The sequence below is a fragment of the Luteipulveratus halotolerans genome, assembly GCF_001247745.1.
In the GTDB taxonomy this organism is placed as follows: domain Bacteria; phylum Actinomycetota; class Actinomycetes; order Actinomycetales; family Dermatophilaceae; genus Luteipulveratus; species Luteipulveratus halotolerans.
Genome location: NZ_LAIR01000002.1, coordinates 445,352 through 464,235 on the forward strand (window position 1 = coordinate 445,352; position 18,884 = coordinate 464,235).

At 69.3% G+C, this 18,884-nt stretch carries 15 protein-coding genes; 11 read left to right on the forward strand and 4 right to left on the reverse strand.

The genetic code is table 11. The annotated features are described in order from the left end of the window. Positions 1–78 precede the first annotated feature (78 nt). The 4 genes from nuoL to VV01_RS02645 are packed head-to-tail and all read left to right on the forward strand — an operon-like array spanning position 79 to position 6,069. The gene (gene nuoL / locus VV01_RS02630) at positions 79–1,956 is read left to right on the forward strand and encodes an NADH-quinone oxidoreductase subunit L (RefSeq protein ID WP_082221154.1); all 1,878 of its coding nucleotides are present in this window, start codon (positions 79–81) and stop codon (positions 1,954–1,956) included. Then, on the forward strand, positions 1,956–3,518 hold the full coding sequence (locus VV01_RS02635) for an NADH-quinone oxidoreductase subunit M (RefSeq protein ID WP_050671678.1): 1,563 nt from the start codon (positions 1,956–1,958) through the stop codon (positions 3,516–3,518). Before nuoL ends, VV01_RS02635 begins: the two co-directional genes overlap by 1 nt. Then, a complete protein-coding gene (gene nuoN / locus VV01_RS02640) occupies positions 3,515–5,077 on the forward strand; it encodes an NADH-quinone oxidoreductase subunit NuoN (protein ID WP_050668531.1) in 1,563 nt (520 codons plus the stop codon). Before VV01_RS02635 ends, nuoN begins: the two co-directional genes overlap by 4 nt. Continuing rightward, a complete protein-coding gene (locus VV01_RS02645; protein ID WP_050668532.1) occupies positions 5,074–6,069 on the forward strand; it encodes a polyprenyl synthetase family protein in 996 nt (331 codons plus the stop codon). The genes nuoN and VV01_RS02645 overlap by 4 nt, the downstream gene beginning before the upstream one ends. A gap of 128 nt (positions 6,070–6,197) precedes the next feature. Here the strand turns inward: VV01_RS02645 and VV01_RS02650 are convergent, their stop codons facing one another. Together VV01_RS02650 and VV01_RS02655 are read right to left on the reverse strand one after the other, a co-directional pair. Next, positions 6,198–7,469, reverse strand: a complete 1,272-nt coding sequence (locus VV01_RS02650; protein ID WP_231635136.1) for a glycosyltransferase — start codon at positions 7,467–7,469, stop codon at positions 6,198–6,200. Between the two features lie 43 nt (positions 7,470–7,512). Continuing rightward, the gene (locus tag VV01_RS02655) at positions 7,513–9,588 is read right to left on the reverse strand and encodes an ArnT family glycosyltransferase (RefSeq protein WP_050668533.1); all 2,076 of its coding nucleotides are present in this window, start codon (positions 9,586–9,588) and stop codon (positions 7,513–7,515) included. 174 nt (positions 9,589–9,762) lie between these two features. Between VV01_RS02655 and VV01_RS02660 the strand changes: the two genes are divergently transcribed. Beyond that, positions 9,763–10,119, forward strand: a complete 357-nt coding sequence (locus VV01_RS02660) for a hypothetical protein (protein ID WP_050668534.1) — start codon at positions 9,763–9,765, stop codon at positions 10,117–10,119. A gap of 70 nt (positions 10,120–10,189) precedes the next feature. On the opposite strand, the gene VV01_RS02665 is transcribed toward VV01_RS02660, so the two are convergent. Next, positions 10,190–12,124: a PhoX family protein gene (locus VV01_RS02665; RefSeq protein ID WP_082221155.1), complete on the reverse strand. Its 1,935-nt coding sequence runs from the start codon at positions 12,122–12,124 to the stop codon at positions 10,190–10,192. 240 nt (positions 12,125–12,364) lie between these two features. Between VV01_RS02665 and VV01_RS02670 the strand changes: the two genes are divergently transcribed. From VV01_RS02670 to VV01_RS02690, 5 genes are all read left to right on the forward strand, one after another. Continuing rightward, on the forward strand, positions 12,365–13,549 hold the full coding sequence (locus VV01_RS02670) for an alanine racemase (protein WP_231635137.1): 1,185 nt from the start codon (positions 12,365–12,367) through the stop codon (positions 13,547–13,549). Further along, a complete protein-coding gene (locus tag VV01_RS02675; protein WP_197274979.1) occupies positions 13,542–14,852 on the forward strand; it encodes a D-arabinono-1,4-lactone oxidase in 1,311 nt (436 codons plus the stop codon). Before VV01_RS02670 ends, VV01_RS02675 begins: the two co-directional genes overlap by 8 nt. Before the next feature lie 404 nt (positions 14,853–15,256). Then, positions 15,257–15,928 carry a hypothetical protein gene (locus VV01_RS02680; protein WP_157508718.1) on the forward strand — a complete coding sequence of 224 codons (672 nt, stop codon included), beginning with the start codon at positions 15,257–15,259 and terminating at the stop codon, positions 15,926–15,928. 188 nt (positions 15,929–16,116) lie between these two features. Then, complete coding sequence (locus tag VV01_RS02685) at positions 16,117–16,386, forward strand: AbrB/MazE/SpoVT family DNA-binding domain-containing protein (RefSeq protein WP_050668537.1); 270 nt, start codon at positions 16,117–16,119, stop codon at positions 16,384–16,386. An 8-nt stretch (positions 16,387–16,394) separates the two neighbouring features. Next, positions 16,395–16,787: a PIN domain-containing protein gene (locus VV01_RS02690; protein WP_050668538.1), complete on the forward strand. Its 393-nt coding sequence runs from the start codon at positions 16,395–16,397 to the stop codon at positions 16,785–16,787. A 132-nt stretch (positions 16,788–16,919) separates the two neighbouring features. Here VV01_RS02690 and VV01_RS02695 read toward each other — a convergent pair whose 3' ends face one another. Further along, positions 16,920–18,107: an acyl-CoA dehydrogenase family protein gene (locus VV01_RS02695; protein ID WP_197274980.1), complete on the reverse strand. Its 1,188-nt coding sequence runs from the start codon at positions 18,105–18,107 to the stop codon at positions 16,920–16,922. Between VV01_RS02695 and VV01_RS02700 the strand changes: the two genes are divergently transcribed. Further along, complete coding sequence (locus VV01_RS02700) at positions 18,067–18,879, forward strand: SMP-30/gluconolactonase/LRE family protein (RefSeq protein WP_050668540.1); 813 nt, start codon at positions 18,067–18,069, stop codon at positions 18,877–18,879. The two genes, VV01_RS02695 and VV01_RS02700, sit on opposite strands and share 41 nt — an antisense overlap. The last annotated feature ends 5 nt before the right edge of the window (positions 18,880–18,884 follow it).

Consider the following 18,884-nt stretch of genomic DNA (forward strand, 5'->3'; position numbering starts at 1 on the left):
GGAGCCGGCGTGCCTCACGTGAGTACCGCTGCCTCGCTGGTGGCGGAGTCCACCGGTGGAGTCCACGACGCCACAGGCATGGCGTCCAGCGCCTGGCTGCTGGTCGCGCTGCCGCTCGCCGGCGCCGCGATCCTGCTGCTCGGCGGCAAGGCCCTCAACAAGATCGGCCCCGCGCTCGCGACCGGTCTGGCCTGGGCCAGCTTCGGTGTCGGCGTCGCGACCATCGTCGAGATGCTCGGCCGCGACGAGGGGGAGCGGGCCCAGCACCTGCACCTCTACTCGTGGATCCCGGCCGGCGGGTTCAACCTCGACGCCGGTCTGCAGATCGACCAGCTGTCACTGACGTTCGTCATGCTGATCACGTTCGTCGGGTCGCTGATCCACGTCTACTCCCTGGGCTACATGGAGCACGACCCCGACAAGCGCCGGTTCTTCGCCTACCTCAACCTGTTCATCGCGGCGATGCTGCTGCTGGTGCTCGCCGACTCCTACCTGCTGCTGTTCGTCGGCTGGGAGGGCGTGGGCCTGGCGTCGTACCTGCTCATCGGGTTCTGGAACCACAACCCGGCGTACGCCACGGCCGCCAACAAGGCGTTCGTCGTCAACCGTGTCGGTGACGCCGGCATGCTGCTGGCGATCTTCGCGATGTTCATGACGTTCGGTCGGGTCGACTTCGCCGGGGTCAACGCCGCGGTCGGCGGTGCGTCCGAGGGCGCCCTCACCGCGATCGGTCTGCTGCTGCTCGTCGGCGCCTGCGGCAAGTCGGCGCAGTTCCCGCTGCAGAGCTGGCTGGGTGACGCGATGGCCGGCCCGACGCCGGTGTCCGCACTGATCCACGCCGCCACCATGGTGACCGCCGGCGTCTACCTGATCGTGCGCTCCAGCGCGATCTTCGACGGGGCGCCCGACGCGCGCCTCGCCGTGACGATCGTCGGTGCGATCACGCTGCTGTTCGGAGCGATCGTCGGTTGCGCCAAGGACGACATGAAGAAGGCGCTCGCCGCCTCGACCATGTCGCAGATCGGCTACATGGTCCTGGCCGCCGGCCTCGGCCCGGTCGGCTACGCGTTCGCGATCTTCCACCTGCTCACGCACGGCTCCTTCAAGGCCGGCATGTTCCTCGGTGCGGGTTCGGTCATGCACGGCATGAACGACCAGGTCGACATGCGCCGCTTCGGCGGGCTGTCCGGGGTCATGAAGATCACCTGGGCCACGTTCGGTCTCGGGTGGCTCGCCATCATCGGCTTCCCCGGCCTGTCCGGCTTCTGGTCCAAGGACAAGATCATCGAGTCGGCGTTCGTCGGCGAGGGCTGGCGCCCGTGGGTGTTCGGCCTCGCCGCGCTGATCGGTGCGGGGATCACCGCGTTCTACATGTCGCGGCTGTTCTTCATGACCTTCCACGGTAAGCGCCGCTGGACTGATGACGTCCACCCGCACGAGTCGCCCGCGACCATGACGGTGCCGATGATGATCCTGGCGATCGGGTCGGCGTTCCTCGGTCTGGCCCTCGGCCCGACCGGCGTGATCAGCGACTGGCTGGAGCCGATCACCGGGCACGTCGAGCACCACGAGCCGGTGCTGGCGGTGCCGCTCATCACCGGCCTCACGATGCTGCTGGTCGTCGCCGGGGTGGCGCTGGCCTGGATGCGGTACTGGCGCGACCCGGTGCCGATCGCCCCGCCCGTCGGGTCGCTCGCCACCCAGGCAGCGCGCCGCGACCTGTTCCAGGACGACGTCAACGAGGCGGTCTTCGCCCGTCCCGGTCTGCACCTGACCCGCGCGCTGGTCTACGCCGACAACAAGGGAGTCGACGGTGCCGTCGGCGGCACGGCCGCTGCCATCAGTGGCAGCTCGGCCCGCCTGAAGAAGATCCAGAACGGCTATGTCCGGTCGTATGCCCTGACGATGCTGCTCGGCGTCGTCGCAGTCCTCGGTGTCGTGTGGGTGGTGCAGTGATGTCCGACTTCCCCTGGTTGACCACCCTTGGGGTCATTCCTCTGATCGGTGCGCTGGTCGTGGGCTTCCTGCCCTCCGGCCTGTCGCGCCTGGCCCGCCCGCTCGCGCTGGCGTTCTCCCTCGCGACCCTCGCGGTCGGCGTACTGGCTGCGTTCCAGTTCGACTGGGACGGCGGTGGCACGCAGTTCCAGCTCACCGAGACCCACTCGTGGATCACGCAGTTCGGGGTCTCGTACGCCCTCGGTGTCGACGGCATCGCGCTCAGCCTGATCCTGATGAGCCTGGTGCTGGTGCCGATCTGCCTGGTGGCGGCGTGGGACGACGTGCCCGAGCCCGGTCGTCGACAGCAGACCTACTACGCGCTGATGCTGGTGCTGCTGACCTTCATGATCGGCGTCTTCGCAGCCACCGACGTCTTCCTGTTCTACGTCTTCTTCGAGGCGATGCTGATCCCGGTCTACTTCCTGATCGGGTCGTTCGGCGGCGCCAACCGTCAGTACGCCGCGGTGAAGTTCCTGCTGTTCTCGCTGCTCGGCGGGCTGATCATGCTCGTCGCGGTCATCGCTCTCTACACGCAGGGCCCGGGCGGTGAGCACGGCTTCCTGATCTCGCGCCTCACCGGGCTCGACATCTCGACCGGCACCGAGCGCTGGCTGTTCCTCGGTTTCTTCTTCGCGTTCGCCGTCAAGGCGCCGATGTGGCCGGTGCACACCTGGCTGCCCGACGCCGCCACCGAGGCGCGCCCGGCCACCGCCGTGCTGCTCGTCGGCGTCCTCGACAAGGTCGGCACGTTCGGGATGATCCGCTTCTGCCTGCAGCTGTTCCCGGATGCCGCCAAGTGGGCGACGCCGGCGATCATCGTGCTCGCGGTCATCTCGATCCTGTACGCCGCACTGGTCGCCATCGGGCAGACCGACATGATGCGTCTGATCGCCTACACCTCGGTCAGCCACTTCGGGTTCATCGTGCTCGGCATCTTCGCGATGACCAGCACCTCGCACCTGGGCTCGACGCTCTACATGGTCAACCACGGGTTCACCACGGCCGCCCTGTTCCTGTTCGCCGGCATGCTCATCGCGCGTCGCGGCAGCAAGAACATCGGCGACTACGGCGGCTGGCAACGGGTCACCCCCGCCCTGGCCGGCATCTTCCTGGTCGCCGGTCTGTCGGCTCTGTCCCTGCCCGGCCTGAATTCCTTCGTCTCCGAGTTCCTCGTGATGGCAGGCACGTTCGACAAGTACAAGGTCGCGACGGTGTTCGCCGTCCTCGGCGTGATCCTGGCTGCGCTCTACATCCTGCTGATGTACAAGGACGTCATGACCGGCCCCAAGCCGGCCGACCGCGACGACGTCCGCGACCTCAGCCTGCGCGAGAAGCTTGTCGCCGCGCCGCTCATCGTGGCGTTCCTGTTCCTCGGGTTCTTCCCGAAGCCGGCCCTGGACCTGCTGCGCCCCGCGGTCAGCACCACGCTGCACCACGTGGGCGTCACCGATCCCACGCCGGACGTCGTACCTGCCGCCGACCACACCCCGGTCGGCGCCGCTGAGGGGAGTGCCAAGTGACCGCCGCGCTGAGCAGCGTGCCTGCCGCTGAGTTCGTCCAGGCGAAGGTCGAGTACGCCGCCGTCCTGCCGATGTTCATCGTGTTCGGTGTCGCGCTCGTCGGAGTCCTCGTCGAGGCGTTCGCGCCGCGTCGCGCCCGGTACTGGATCCAGCTCGGGCTCACGCTCGCGGGCCTGGTCGCCGCGTTCCTCGTGCTCGTCCTGTACTCCCGCGAGCACCAGGCCAAGACCGCTGCGGGCGCGATCGTCGTCGACGGGCCCGCCCTGTTCTTCCAGGGCACCGTCCTGGTGCTGAGCGCGGTCGCCCTCCTCGCGATGGCCGAGCGGCTCGACGGGCGCGAGGCCGACACGTTCACCCAGTCCGGGTCGGCCGTGCCGGGCTCGCCGCAGGAGGCCGCTGCGGTCCGGCTGGGCGCCACCTCCACCGAGGTCTTCCCACTGGTGCTGTTCGCCGTCACCGGCATGATGATGTTCCCGGCAGCGGGTGACCTGCTGACCATGTTCGTCGCGCTCGAGGTGCTCTCGCTGCCGCTGTACATCCTCACCGGCCTCGCACGTCGACGCCGCCTGCTGTCGCAGGAGGCCTCGCTGAAGTACTTCCTGCTCGGCGCGTTCTCCTCGGCGTTCTTCCTCTTCGGAGCCGCGCTGGTCTACGGCTTCGCCGGGTCGGTGCGCTTCAGCGAGATCGCGGCGGCGGTGCCGCAGGTCGCCGGGCTCGACAGCCTGGCCGTGCCCGGTGTGATCCTCATCGCGGTCGGCCTGCTGTTCAAGGTCGGTGCGGTGCCGTTCCACTCCTGGACGCCCGACGTCTACCAGGGCGCCCCGACCCCGGTCACCGGGTTCATGGCGGCCTGCACCAAGGTCGCCGCGTTCGGTGCGCTGCTGCGGGTGCTGTACGTCGCGTTCGAGGGCCTGCGCTGGAACTGGCAGCCCGTGATCGCGGTCATCGCGGCGCTCACGATGGTGGTGGGGGCCGTGCTGTCGGTGACGCAGACCGACATGAAGCGACTGCTGGCGTACTCCTCGATCACCCACGCCGGGTTCGTGCTGGTCGGAGTGCTCGCCCTGGACCGCACGGGGGTGTCGAGCACGATGTTCTACCTCGTGACCTATGGTTTTTCCACCATCGCAGCGTTCGCGCTGATCGCTCTGGTGCGTTCGTCCGGGTCGGAGGCGACCCACCTGTCTCAGTGGGTGGGTCTCGGCAAGAGCAGTCCCGTGCTTGCCGGCACCATCTCGTTCCTGATGCTGGCCTTCGCCGGTATCCCGCTGACGTCGGGCTTCACCGCCAAGTTCGCGGTGTTCGGTGCGGCGATCGCCCATGACGGCACGTGGCTGGCGGTGGTCGGTGTGCTCGCCTCGGCCGTGACGGCGTTCGTCTATGTGAGGGTGATCGTGCTCATGTACTTCTCCGAGCCGACCGGTGACACGGTCGTGGCGCGGCCTTCGGTGCTGACGGCCGCGGCCGTCACGATCTGTGTGGCAGCCACCGTGCTGCTCGGCATCGTGCCGTCGCCGCTGCTCGACCTGGCCCACGACTCCTCGCTGTTCCTGCCGTGACCGCTGCTGCGCTGAAGGCGCTGCCCGGTGCATCGGGCGAGCTCACCTCCCGCCTCGACGAGGGGCTGAAGGCCGTCGACGTGCGGCTGCGTGAGGTCATCGACCACGACGACCCGTTCATCGCTCGTGCGTCGGCGCACCTCGCCGACGGCGGCAAGCGATTCCGGCCGATGCTCACGCTGCTCGCGGCCGAGCTCGGCACGGGGCGCAACGACCAGGTCGTCGATGCAGCGACCGGCGTCGAGCTCACCCACATGGCCTCGCTCTACCACGACGACGTCATGGACGAGGCGCAGGTGCGCCACGGCATCCCGAGCGCCAACACCGTCTACGACAACTCCACCGCGATCCTCGTGGGCGACCTGTTGTTCGGCAAGGCGTCGGAGATCGTCGCCGGCCTCGGAGCCGAGGCGGTGCTGATCCAGGCGCAGACCTTCGTACGCCTGTGTGCCGGTCAGATCCAGGACGACCAGCAGGCGCCCGCCGGCGCCGACCCGATGCAGCACTACCTGCAGGTGCTGGCCGACAAGACCGGTGTGCTGATCGCGACGGCTGCGCGCTACGGCGCGATGTTCGGCGGCTGCCCCGACTCGACGATCGAGGTCATGCGTGAGTACGGCGAGCTGGTCGGCATGGTCTTCCAGCTGTCGGACGACATCCTCGACATCACCTCCGAGGAGGAGGAGTCGGGCAAGACGCCGGGCACCGACCTGCGCGAGGGCGTCCTCACCCTGCCGGTGCTCTACGCCCGTGGCTCGCAGGACCCCGCCGATGCGCGCCTGCGCGAGCTGCTCTCGGCAGACCTCACCGATGACGCACTGCACTCCGAGGCGCTCGGTCTGCTGCGGGCGCACCAAGCCGTGGCGCAGGCCCGCGAGCACACGCAGGGCCTCGCCCAGCGTGCCGCCGACCTGATCGACACGCTGGGTGAGGGGCCGGCCCAGGACGCGTTGAAGCAGCTGCCGCTCGCGGTCGCCCTGCGCACGGCCTGACGCGTCCGAACCTGAGCCGTCCGGCGCACCCCTCCCATCCGGCCGAGTGCGCATGTCGCGCTCGTTGCGAGGCTCGCGAACTGGCACGACATGCGCACTCGGCCGAGAGGGTCGGCCGCGGCCGGGCCTCAGGCGGCGATCCGCGCTGGGGCGCGGAAGATCCACCGACGCATGGCCACGAACCGCGCCACGGTGGCGACGACGTTCGCCCCGGCGACCACGACGGTCGCCGCCGCTGCGCTCGCACCGTCGGAGGTGGCGCCGAGCACGGCGAGGGCAGCGGCCGTCGTACCCCACGTGAGGGCGAAGACGGCCAACGCCTGGCCGTGCTGCACCAGCAGCCGTGACCGACCGCGTACGCCGAACGTCCACGCCCGGTTGGCGGTCGTGTTGAGCACGGTCGCCATGAGCAGCGCGACCAGGTTGGCGACCTGCCGACCCGTGCCGCCTGCGACGAACGCCGCGAACAGCCCGAGGTGGACGACCGTGCTCGCCACCCCGACCGCCGCGAACCGCATGACCTGCCCGCCCAGCGGCGATCCTGTGCGCGCGACCTGCACGACCGGGCCGTGCGGTCCGTCGAGCACGACCGTGCCTCGACCGAGCTGCTCCTTGATCGACGCCACCGGCAGCGCCCCCGACCGGAAGGAGGGCGCGCCGCATCCGCAGCACGCCCCGCAGGTCGTCGGTCGCGGTGCCGACGACGTCCACGCGGCTGTCGGGGTCGTCGTACCAGTCGACCGGCACCTCGTGGATGCGCAGACCGCAGCGCTCGGCGAGCACGAGCAGCTCGGTGTCGAAGAACCAGGTGTTGTCCTCGACGAGCGGCAGCAGCTCGTGCGCGACGTCGCGCCGGATCGCCTTGAACCCGCACTGTGCGTCGGTGAACCGTGACCCAGCCCCACGCGGAGCACGTGGTTGTAGCAGCGCGAGATGACCCCGCGCTTCGTGCCGCGAATCACGTTGGCACCGTGTGTGATTCGCGATCCGATGGCGACGTCCGAATGCCCTGACAGCAGCGGCGCCACGAGCGGCATGAACGCCGCGAGGTCGGTCGACAGGTCGACGTCCATGTACGCCAGCACGGGAGCGTCGCTCGCGAGCCACACCTGGCGCAGAGCTCGGCCGCGTCCCTTCTCGGTCAACGTCGCGATCTCGACACCCGGCAGCCGCTGCCGCAGGCCGTGCGCCACCTCGAGCGTCGCGTCAGTGCTGGCGTTGTCGGCGACCGTGATCCGGAACGGGTAGACCAGATGCTCGGTGAGGTAACCGTGCAACCGCTCGATGGACGCGGCAAGCACGTGCTCCTCGTTGTGGACCGGGACGAGGACGTCGACCACCGCGGTCGTTGCAGCGATCTCGAGCGCCGCAGGTGCGGGCGTCGTGTCGAGGGACGGCATGTGCGAATCTCCTTTCAGGTCAACGGTTTCGCAGTGCAGGGGCTCAGCTGCCCGAGGTCGGTCGGGTGAGGTCGTAGAACGTCTGGCCGTCGATGGTCACGGCCGTGAAGTTCTGCTGGACCCAGCTGCTGATCTGGCTGCCCGCCCCGTTGCCGCCCATTCCGCCGCCCATGCCTCCTCCTGCGAGGAAATAGTGGATCTTGCCCTGCGCGACGTACTGCCTGAACTGGGCGAGCGTCGGGCTCGGGTCGGAACCGTTGAACCCGCCGATCGCCATGACGGGCAGCTCGCTCCCGAGCTGCAGCCCGGCGGCGTTCTGCGAGCCGATGGCTGCAGCGACCCAGGTGTACGACGACGCGTCCTGCTGCAGTGCCTTCACCACCGCACTGCTCGCCGTCGAGGCGTCGAGCAGGCCGCCGATGCCGCCGCCAGGTGCGCCGGACGCCGTCGTACCCCGCTGCCCCTGCTGGGTCGTACCGCCCTGCTGGGTCGTACCGCCCTGCTGGGTGGTGCCGCCAGGCGCGCCCGGCATCGCGCCGGTCATCCCACCCGGGGGACGACCGCCGCCGAACCCGCCCGAGCCACCCGAGCTCGGGCCGGCCGTGACGATGGACCCGGTGTGACCGGTCGCGACGGTGTCTACGCTGTACGCCGCTGGCCCGGCGAGGCCGGCGACCAGTGCGGCCGCGACGACCACGGGGATCGCCCGGCGGTGCATCCACCGCAGGGTGAGCAGCATGAGTGCGGCAGCCATGCCGACCGCGAGGACGCCGATGCGCAGGGGACCGAACGACTCGACGCGGGACAGCAGGATGAACGACCAGGTCGCGGCCGCCGCGGTCGCCGCTGCGAGGGTGACCGAGCCGATCGAGCGGTCGCGGTGCTCCCACGCCTCCCAGGCGCCGATGCCGACGAGAGCAGCGATCGCAGGGGCCAGAGCCACGGTGTAGTACTCGTGGAAGATCCCGGCCATGAACGAGAAGGTCAGCGTCGTGACGAGCAGCCAGCCACCCCAGACGAGGTACGCCGCCCGGCGCAGGTCGGTGCGCGGCGCGCGTCCGCGCAGCACCAGTCCGATGACCAGCAGGACGAGCGCCGACGGGACGAGCCAGCTGATCTGACCGCCGATGGAGGAGGAGAACATCCGGAACAGGCCGGTCTCGCCCCAGCCGCCGCCCACGTTGCCGCCGCCACCCCCGCCGACCGAGCCGGTCTCGTTGCCGTTGATGCGGCCGAGTCCGTTGTAGCCGAAGGTCAGCTCGAGGAAGGAGTTGTGCTGGCTGCCACCGATGTAGGGGCGCATGCTGGCCGGCATCAGCTCGACGACCGCGATCCACCAGCCGGCCGAGAGCACCATCGCTGCGACACCGACGATGCTGCCGATCACCCTGCGGCGCAACGACGTTCGCGCAGCAACGAGGTAGGCGATGCCGAAGAACGGGACGACCAGCAGGACCTGAAGGGTCTTGGTCAGGAAGCCGAGGCCGATGAAGGCACCGACTATGGCCATCCATCGGACGGAGCCCTTCTCGATCGAGCGCATCGTGGCCCACGCGCCCAGGGCCATCAGCAACGTCAGCAGCGCGTCCGGGTTGTTGAACCGGAACATCAGCACGGCGACAGGGGTGAGCGCCATGACCGCACCGGCGATCAGACCGGCCGCCGCGGAGGTGCAGCGCTTCACCGCGGCGTACACGACACCGACGGTGCCGACACCCATCAGCACCTGCGGCAGCAGGATCGCGAACGAGCTGAGGCCGAGGACCCTGACCGACAGCGCCATCAGCCACAGCGACGCCGGCGGCTTGTCGACCGTGATCGAGCTCGCCGCGTCGGAGCTGCCGTAGAAGAACGCCTTCCAGCTCTGGCTGCCGGCCTGCACGGCCGCGGAGTAGAACGCGTTGGCGTAGCCGCTGGCGGTGAGGTTGATCAGGTAGAACGCGGCGGTCGCGACCAGCAGAGCGAGGAGCGCGGGGCGAGCCCACCGAGGGTCGTCGTCGGGGCCGCGCCACCAGCGTCGACCCCGTGACCGGAGTGCGGCATGCCCGCCGCCCGGTGCATCGGTCGCCTCGTGCCGGCGGCTCGCGGAGGAGCCGGGGGAGAAGGTCATGGTGTCCATGGCCAGCGAGAGTCGCGACGGCGTCTGTGGGGATCCTGTGGTTCGCCTTTGGCGGCCGGGTGAGAGCGCGCGTACGCACGTCATGGCCCTCCCACAGCATCTGCACAGCATCGGTCAGCACTGTCGTCGAGGACCGGCGTACGGCTGAGAAGTCAACAACCCCAAGGAGACTCGATGACCGAGCAGTACGACGACCCACAGCGGCCGCACGACGTGCCACCGTCCACCGCGCCGGCGATCCGCGAACCGCGGTGGTCGGGCAAGAAGACCGCCGTGACCGCAGCCCTCGCGATCAGCCTGGCGTCCGGTGGTTCCATCGCGGCGGCCGCAGCGATGCCGCAGGGCTCCGGCGGTGGCGGCGGTATGAGCGGCCCGCCCGGGATGGGTCGGGGCGGCGGTCAGGCGCCGCCGTGGGTGCAGCAGAACCAGCAGAACCAGAACGGCACCCAGGGCAACGCGCCGCAGCAGGGCCAGGTCCCCGGCGTACCCGGCCGGGCAAGCACCAGCTCGCCGACGACCGGCACGACCTGAGCCGCTGCCCGAGTACGCCGAAGCCGCACCCCGGTGACCGAGGTGCGGCTTCGTCGTACAGCGTCAGGCGTCAGCGACGGCCGGGCTTGTCGGCGAACACCTGGATGACGGACGGGCGCGGCTGGCCCGTGCCGTCGTACGGGAACTGCGACTGGACGTTGCTCGGCGACGCGCCGTCGACCTCGCCCGGGTGCTGCACGGCGCAGAACACGGTGGTGTCGTCGACGATGAGCGGACCGGCCGACTCGGCACCGTGCGGGACGGTGTGGAACTGCTTGAGGTGACCCTTGTGCGGGCCCTCGAGCGGCATCATGAAGAACGCGTCGGCGTTGCCGAGAGCGTTGCCGTCGGTGGAGATCCACAGGTTGCCGACCGAGTCGAAGGCGACGTTGTCGGGGCAGGAGATCGGGCTGACCTCCCTGCGGTCGAACCCGTTGAAGTACGTGGCCGGGTCGTTCGGGTCGCCACAGACGAGGACGAGCTTCCAGGTGAACGTCGCCTGGGTGTGGTCGTTGCCCGGAGCCGTGAGCTCGATGACCTGGCCGTGCTTGTTGCTGGCGCGCGGGTTGGCTTCGTCGATCTGGCTCGGGACACGCTTGGAGTTGTTGGTCAGGGCGGCGTAGACGCGCTTGTTGACCGGGTTGAGCTCCACGTCCTCGGGGCGGTCCATCTTGGTCGGGCCGACCTTGTCCGCGGCGAGGCGGGTGTGGACCAGCACCTCCTCGACGGACATGCCGGCGACCTTGGACTTGCCGTCGACGACCAGGGGCAGCCACTCGCCGGTGCCGTCGCTGACGCCGTCCTCGAAGCCGTCGCCGGTGAACTTCGCGACGTAGAGGTCACCCTCGGACAGCAGCGTGAGGTTGTGCTTGCGGTCGCCCTCGACGTACTTCTTCTTCGAGACGAACTTGTACATGTAGTCGAAGCGCTCGTCGTCGCCCATGACTGCGACGACGCGACCGTCGGGGGCGACCGAGACGTTGGCGCCCTCGTGCTTGAAGCGGCCCATCGCGGTGTGCTTGCGCGGCGTCGAGGTCGGGTCGAGCGGGTCGACCTCGACGATGTAGCCGAACCGGTTCGACTCGTTGGGCTCCTGCGCGGCGTCGAAGCGGGGGTCGACCTTCTCCCAGGCGCGGCCGGTCGAGCCGGTCAGGCCGTAGCGGGCGAACGCCGCCTCCTGGCCGGCGGGCGCGGCAGTGGCCTTGAAGTAGCCGTTGAAGTTCTCCTCACCCGACAGGATCGTGCCCCACGGGGTCGTGCCACCGGCGCAGTTGCCGACCGTGCCGAGCACGCGGCGGCCGGTCGGGTCGGCCTTCGTGCGGACCAGCGTGGAGCCGGCCGCCGGGCCGTCGAGCTCGAACGGCGTCGTGGCGGTGATGCGGCGGTTGCGGCGGGCGCCGAGCAGGGCCTTCCACTCACGACCGGCCTTGTGGACCTCGACGACGGACAGGCCGTGCGCGGCCATCGTGATCTTGATCTGCTCGTCGGTGAGGCCGGAGGCGCCGGTGTAGCCGCGGAACATCAGCTCGTCGTTGGTGTATTCGTTGTTGACGACGAGGACGCCCTTGTGGTCGTGGCGGTCGCGGACCAGCCCGACGTAGTCGCAGTTGTAGCCGAACTGCTTCTCCTGCGCGGCGGCGGTCTGGTTGTCGAAGTCGAACTCGGGGGCGCCGGCGACGATCGGGTCGCCCCACTTGACCAGCGGCTTCCAGGTGAAGCCCTCGGGCGTGATGACGTCGTCGGTCGTGAACGGCTGCGGCGCGGTGGCCTCGAAGTCGTAGACGAACGGAGAGGTCTTGGCCTTCGCGGCCGAGCCCGGCGCGGCGGCGGCGGGCTGGGCGCCAGCGGCGACGGCGAGGCCGGCCACCGCGGCGGTCACGCCGGTGGCCTTGAGCGCGGTACGGCGGCTGATGCCCTCGCGGACGATGTCGCCGAAGTAGGAGTTGTCCGACTCGTTGGCGATCGGCTTGGAGCACGCGTCGTCACAGCGGTAGTGGCAGGTCATGGCACTGCGGCCGCCCGCGTGCGCGGGACGCAGGAGCGGGAGGGTGAGGCGCTTGCGAGGAGCGTCGTCGACAGTCACGGGAGTTGATCCTTCTGGGAGTCCAGCGGGGCGGTTGGCACGCTAGGACGGTCGGTCCGACGGGCGCAGCGCTTCAGGCGACCAGCAGGTGAACCGTGCGTGACAACCTGGCGAGGTCCGAGCCTCAGCCCGACGACGGCATCCGTCGCCTAGACTGCCGACGTGGACTTGGACAACCGACCAACTTCCGGGCCGACGGGTCCCGGAGCACTCGGAGGCGGGCTCGACGGCGTTGCCGCCCCGACCGCGGTCATCGACCTCGGGGTGCTGCTGGCCAACGCGCGTGAGATGCGCGAGCGTGCCGGCCGCCTGCCGATCCGCCTGGCCTCCAAGTCGATCCGGGTGCGCGGGCTCATCGAGCGACTGCTGGGCGAGGACGGGTACGCCGGTGTGCTGGCCTACTCCGCCGCCGAGGCCCGGTGGCTGGTCGGCCACGGGGTCAACAACGTCGTGGTCGCCTACCCGACGGTCGACCGGGCGACTCTGCGGGCGATCAGCGCCGATGAGCGCCTGGCGTCCGAGGTCGCGTTCATGGTCGACCTGCCCGAGCACGTACAGCTGGTGTCGGAGTGCGCGGTCGACCACCCGCTGCGGGTCGCCATCGACGTCGACTGCTCCCTGCGCGTCGGGCCGGTCGCCATCGGCGCCCACCGCTCCAGTGTCCACAGACCGGCCGACGCCGAACGGATCGCCGCGCTCGTGACCAGCACGGCCGGCGTACGCCTGGCGGGAGTGATGTTCTACGACGCTCAGATCGCCGGCGTGCCCGACTCCAGCGCGGCGGTGCGGCTGATGAAGAAGGCCTCGTTGCGTGAGCTCGCGCACCGCAGGTCGCGCGTGCTGGCAGCGGTCACACGCCATGCGTCCCTCGACTTCGTCAACGCGGGCGGCACCGGCAGCCTGCACCTGCTGCGCGACGAGCCGGGTCTCACCGACCTGGCCGCCGGCTCCGGCCTCTTCACACCGACGCTGTTCGACCAGTACGACGGCGCGCACCTGCACCCCGCGGCGTACTTCGTGTCACCGGTGGTCCGCAAGCCGTCCGACGACGTGGTCGTGACCTATTCCGGCGGCTACGTCGCCAGCGGTCCGCCCGGTGAGTCCCGGGTGCCGCACGTCGCGTTCCCGGCAGGGCTGCGGACCTTCGGGCAGGAGGGCACCGGTGAGGTGCAGACTCCGTTGCGTGGCAACGCAGCTCGAGCGCTGCGGGTCGGCGACCTGGTCTGGTTCAGGCACGCCAAGGCGGGTGAGATGTGCGAGCGGTTCGACGAGGTCGTGCTGCTCGAGCAGGGGCGGGTCGCGGGTCGGCTGCCGACGTACCGAGGTGAGGGGCAGAACTTTGGCTGACAAGCAGCGCTGGGCGAACTGGGCCGGCACCGTGACCGCCGACGCGGTCGACGTCTACGCACCCCGCGACACCGCCGACGTCGCCGAGGCCGTGGCGCTCGCCGCGTGTACGGGCCGCAAGGTCAAGCCGATCGGCTCCGGTCACTCGTTCACCGCCGTCGGTCAGCCGGTCGACCTCCAGCTGCAGATGCAGCGCGTGAGCGGCGTGGTCGCGCACGACGTCTCGACCGGGCGGGTCCGGGTGCGCGCCGGCACGCCGCTGCACGTGCTCAACCCGGCGCTGGAACGCCTCGGGCTGGCCATGCCCAACCTCGGTGACATCGACCGGCAGACGATCTCGGGCGCGCTCTCGACGGGGACGCACGGCACCGGTCTGCGGTTCACCGGCCTGTCCGGGTTCGTGGTCGGAGTCGAGATGGTGCTCGCCGACGGCAGTATCGTCCGGTACGACGACGCCCACCGTCCCGACCTGGTCCCCGCCGCGGCGCTCGGCCTGGGTGCGCTCGGAGTCGTCACCGAGTACGAGCTGCAGTGCGTCCCGGCGTTCCTGCTGAAGGCGCACGAGGCGCCGTCCACACTCGATGCGGTGCTCGGCTCGCTCGACGAGACCGTCGACGCAGCAGACCATTTCGAGTTCTACTGGTTCCCGCACACCGACCGCGTCCTGACCAAGACCAGCACGCGCATCAGCGATCCGGGGCAGCGTGCGCCGTTGCCTCGGTGGCGGGAGGTGCTCGACGACCAGCTGCTGTCCAACACGCTGTTCGAGGGCATCAACCGGCTGACCACCGCTGTGCCGCAAGCGATCCCGCGGGTCAACCAGGTGTCGGGCCGGGCGCTGTCCGAGCGCACCTACACCGATTCGTCGTACAAGATCTTCGCGACCCAGCGCACCGTGAGGTTCCGCGAGTCGGAGTTCGCCGTTCCGCGGGCCGTCGTGCCCGAGCTGCTCGCCGAGCTCAAGGCGTACTGCGACCGGCGGGACGAGCTCGTGGCCTTCCCGGTCGAGGTGCGCTTCGCGGCGGCCGACGACCGTTGGCTGTCAACGGCTTTCGGCCGCGAGACCGGCTACGTCGCGATCCACCAGTACCACCGGCGTGACCACCGGGCGTACTTCGACGCGTTCTGGTCGATGCTGCGCTCGATCGAAGGTGCGCGCCCGCACTGGGGCAAGATGCACGACCTCACTGCGGCCGATCTGCGCCCGAGATACGAGCGGTACGACGACTTCGTCGCCCTGCGCGACGAGCTCGACCCGGAGCGTGTGTTCGAGAACCCTTATCTGGCAACGGTTCTCGGCTAGTCAGGCCAAACGCGTGCGATGTAGCGACCGCGTTTCTCCTCGTTCTTGATCTGCCTGGTGCTGTTGTTAATGCGCGCGTAGAAGTGTTCCTCACGCTGCAGTGCGCCTCCCTTCGGAACCTACACGTTGGCCCACACCGGATGAGCTGATGGCGGGACATGGACGCGATAGACGTCCTTTCCTTTGATCGTGTGGACCTGAATTGACAAGGTGCTCAGCGCACCGGTGCCGATCGCTCGATCGAGGACGTCCCCCCACGGAAGAGTCAGGAGAGCGCGTCTCTCGCCCGACCTGCCACCACGCGGCCGGGACTTCGACACGAGTCAATGTCGGTACCACATGCCACTGTGATGCGCGTCTTAGTCATCGATTGAAGGGCAGTTGAGATGTCTCAGATCAGGAACATGGGCGAGATCCACGGCAGCGTTGTCGGCGACGGGAACGTCAGCGGGGACAGAAATGTCGTGGGCAACGGCAATTACACCGTCTTCGGCGACCAGGGTCCCGACCTCCAGCCGTACTTCGTGAAGAAGCGATGGCTGCTCCCGGTGACGGAGCGCGGCATCAACTTTGTGGCGGCGATCATCACGATTGCCGCGGCGTTCGGAGGTTGGAAGGCGGTGATGCAACTCTGGGAGAACCTACCGTTCGATGGACGGGCTTCCGCCGCAGCTGAGACTCCGTTCTCGGGGGTTGACCAGCAGATGCTGCCGATTTATGTCTTCTTCGGCCTCGCGGCCGCTTGGGCATTCGTGATGATCGTGCGGCGCCTCATCCGGTCGCGCACTATGTGCTTCTCGCGGGTGAGCCTCCTGCCAGTCGCGGCCGGCATCACGGATGACGCCGGTCGCGGCCGTCTGGCGCTGCTGCGCCTGGGTGGGCGGTGCCAGATGCAGCTGGGACGTGGCGCGTGCGGCGGCAAGCTGCGTTTCTATAACAAGCCGACCGCGTGGATCGACTTCACCGCGTCCGACGGCACCACCAAGCGGAAGGTGACCGAGCGCACTCCGGTCGCGGAGTGCACGCGCAACCCCAAGAAGCACTGCTACGCCATTGACGAGGCCGATGTGGATTGAGGGCTCTTGCAATTGAGCGTGTCGTGGGGACCGAACTCGCCGGTCTCCCAACCAGTTCGCAAGACAGTTCGAGGTGCTCCGCGAGTGACGTCAAGCGCGGACCGTAGTCGCCGCGACGGGTGACCTGGAGGTACCGGGAGTCGACGGAAAGGCGTAACCTTACAAAAACACCATGTAAGGAGTGCGCCATGGATGTGGCAGCCAAGATCACCAGCAAGGGGCAGGTCACCGTGCCCAAGTCCGTGCGCGATGCCCTCGGTGTCAAGGAGGGCGACATGCTCGTTTTCCGCGTCAAGGGCCACCAGGCCTCCGTCGCCGCAACGCCCGATCTGATTGACCTCGCCGGCGTGGTGGGCGTGCCCGACGACGTTCGCGACAAGGGCTGGTCCGAGATCAAGGTCCGCGCCTGGCAGGCGCGCGCCGACCGTGTGGCCGGCCGACGTGCGACCTCCGACTGAGCTGCAGGATGGTCGACTACCTCGACACCAACGTCCTGATCCGTCACCTGACCGGCGACCCTGCGGACCAGGCCGAGCGCGCAACCGCCATGCTCGCGAGCGGCGTGACGTTCGCCCTGCCTCACCTGATTGTCGCCGAGACGGTCTACGTCCTGCAGTCGGTCTATCGCGTGGCTCGCTCCGACGTCGCCGAGCTTGTCCGTGCCATCGTCAACAGTCCGCGCATCGTGGTCGACAGCCGCGACACGGTACTGCGGACCGTGGAGATCTACGAGCAGTACCGGCTCGACTTCGCCGACGCATATCTGGTGGCACGCGCCGAACACGACGGCGACACATCTGTGATCTCGTTTGACCGAGGCATCGACAAGGTGGGGACCATCGAGCGAGTCGAACCGTGAGTAACGTCGCCTGCATCGGCGTAACGCAGGTCGAGGATTGGGGCCGGCGAGCTCGTCCGGCGCTGAGGTTCACACATGTGCGGCACAGGTCGTGGGCGGAGGCCCGTCGTGTCAGCGACCCCCGCGCGGGAGTCAGCGCGAGGTGTAGCCGAACAGCTTGCCGGCCAGGTCGGTCATGATCTCGGACGTGCCACCGCCGATGGCGAGGATGCGCATGTCGCGGTACTTCCGCTCGACCTCGCTCTCACGCATGTAGCCCATGCCGCCGAAGAGCTGCATGGCCTCACGTGCCACCCACTCGCCGGCCTCGACTGCGGTGTTCTTGGCGAAGCAGACCTGCGTGATCAGGTCGTGCTCGCCGGCGGCATGACGCTCGGCCACCGATCGTGTGTAGACGCGCGCGACATCGATGCGCCGGGCCATCTCGGTGAGCGTGTGCTGCACGGTCTGGCGGCTGATGAGCGGGCGCCCGAACGTCTCGCGGTCTCGGCACCACGCGACGGCGAGATCGAGGCAACGCTGGGCGGACGCGTACGCCTGGGTGGCCAAGGCCACCCGTTCGGTGACGAATCCGCCTGCGATCTGGGCGAATCCGGAGTTCTCGGCGCCGATCAGGTTGCTCGCGGGCACGCGCACGTCGGTGTACGAGAGCTCGGCGGTGTCGGAGCACAGCCAGCCCATCTTGTCGAGCCTGCGTGACACCTCGAAGCCCGGCGTGCCCTTCTCGACCACGAGCAGCGAAAGACCGCCGGCGCCGGCGTCGCCCGTGCGCACCGCGGTCACGACGAAGTCGGCGCGGCACCCTGAGGCGATGTAGGTCTTGGCGCCGTTGACGACGTAGTGGTCGCCGTCGCGGCGCGCAGTGGTGCTCAGGTGGCCGACGTCGGAGCCGCCGCCGGGCTCGGTGATCGCGAGCGAGCCGATCAGCTCGCCCGCGAGCGTCGGCCGCACCCACCGTTCGACCTGCGCAGGATCGCCCGCCGCGATGAGGTGGGGGAGTGCGATGCCCGAGGTGAACAGCGACGCGAAGAGCCCGCCCGCGCCACCCGCGTGGTGCAGCTCCTCGGCGATCGTCATGGCGTCGACCAGGTCGCCGTCACCGCCGCCGACCGACGCGGGGAAGCCTGCGCCGATCAGTCCGAGCGCAGCCGCGCGCTGGTGCAGCGACCGTGGCAGCTCGCCGTCGCGCTCCCACTGGTCCTGGTGCGGCAGCACGTCGCCCTCGACGAAGCGGCGCACGGCCGCCTCCGGCTGCGCGTCGGTCACTGCCGCAGCGCCGGTGAAGCTCGCCCAGCTCGGCGAGCACATCGAGTCGATCATCGTCGACCGTCACGGGCGGATGTTCATGACCGGCTACTTCAGCGGCAAGGTCTACCGGATGGACACGCCGCAGTCGCAGCCCGTGGCGATCACGGGCGGCATCAACGCCACGGGCGGCATCGTCGTACGCCCCGACGGCAAGCTGCTGGTCGGCACCGGCAACGACCTGCTGACCTCGGCCACCGGCGACCTGTTCCCGCACTCGGAGGTCAAGCTCGTCGACCCTGACACCGGAGCAGTCTCGGTCTACGCCGACGGGCTGGGCGGCATCGACGGCATCGCGCTCGCGCAGGACGGCACCGTCTACACGACGACGGTCGGCGGGCAGAACATCGGGCGCGTCAGCCCGGACGGCACGGTCGACCACGACTGGGCGAAGGTCCCGATCCCCAACGGCATCGCCGTCGCGCCCGACCAGAAGTCGGTCTACGTCATCCAGTCCGGCCCTGCGCCCTCACTGTTCCGCATCCCCGTCGATGCGCCTCAGACGCCGCAGCGCTGGGTCTCGGCGGGCCTGCTCGACGCGCTCGCCGTGCCGGACGGCCTGACGCTCGACAGCGCGGGCCGACCGCTGGTGACGACCTGGACCGCGGGGCAGATCTGGCGGGTCGAGGGCGGGCAGTTCTGCTCGATCCAGGACGGCATGCCGCTGACCACGCAGGTGACGTATGGCCATGGCACACAAGGCTTCTCGGCCGGCCGGAGGTTCCGGGCCGGTGTCAACGGCGCGATCTACGAGGTGCCCGCCGGCTACGACGCCGGCGGTCGCTGAGAGCG

Excerpts from the sequence above, each read along its gene's own strand:
- VV01_RS02650 (WP_231635136.1), bottom strand. The coding sequence starts at position 7,469 with ATGCCGTCCCTCGACACGACGCCCGCACCTGCGGCGCTCGAGATCGCT.
- VV01_RS02665 (WP_082221155.1), bottom strand. The coding sequence starts at position 12,124 with ATGACCTGCCACTACCGCTGTGACGACGCGTGCTCCAAGCCGATCGCC.
- VV01_RS02690 (WP_050668538.1), top strand. The coding sequence starts at position 16,395 with ATGGTCGACTACCTCGACACCAACGTCCTGATCCGTCACCTGACCGGC.
- VV01_RS02635 (WP_050671678.1), top strand. The coding sequence starts at position 1,956 with ATGTCCGACTTCCCCTGGTTGACCACCCTTGGGGTCATTCCTCTGATC.
- VV01_RS02685 (WP_050668537.1), top strand. The coding sequence starts at position 16,117 with ATGGATGTGGCAGCCAAGATCACCAGCAAGGGGCAGGTCACCGTGCCC.
- VV01_RS02695 (WP_197274980.1), bottom strand. The coding sequence starts at position 18,107 with ATGATCGACTCGATGTGCTCGCCGAGCTGGGCGAGCTTCACCGGCGCT.
- VV01_RS02680 (WP_157508718.1), top strand. The coding sequence starts at position 15,257 with ATGGGCGAGATCCACGGCAGCGTTGTCGGCGACGGGAACGTCAGCGGG.
- VV01_RS02655 (WP_050668533.1), bottom strand. The coding sequence starts at position 9,588 with ATGGACACCATGACCTTCTCCCCCGGCTCCTCCGCGAGCCGCCGGCAC.
- VV01_RS02660 (WP_050668534.1), top strand. The coding sequence starts at position 9,763 with ATGACCGAGCAGTACGACGACCCACAGCGGCCGCACGACGTGCCACCG.
- nuoL (WP_082221154.1), top strand. The coding sequence starts at position 79 with ATGGCGTCCAGCGCCTGGCTGCTGGTCGCGCTGCCGCTCGCCGGCGCC.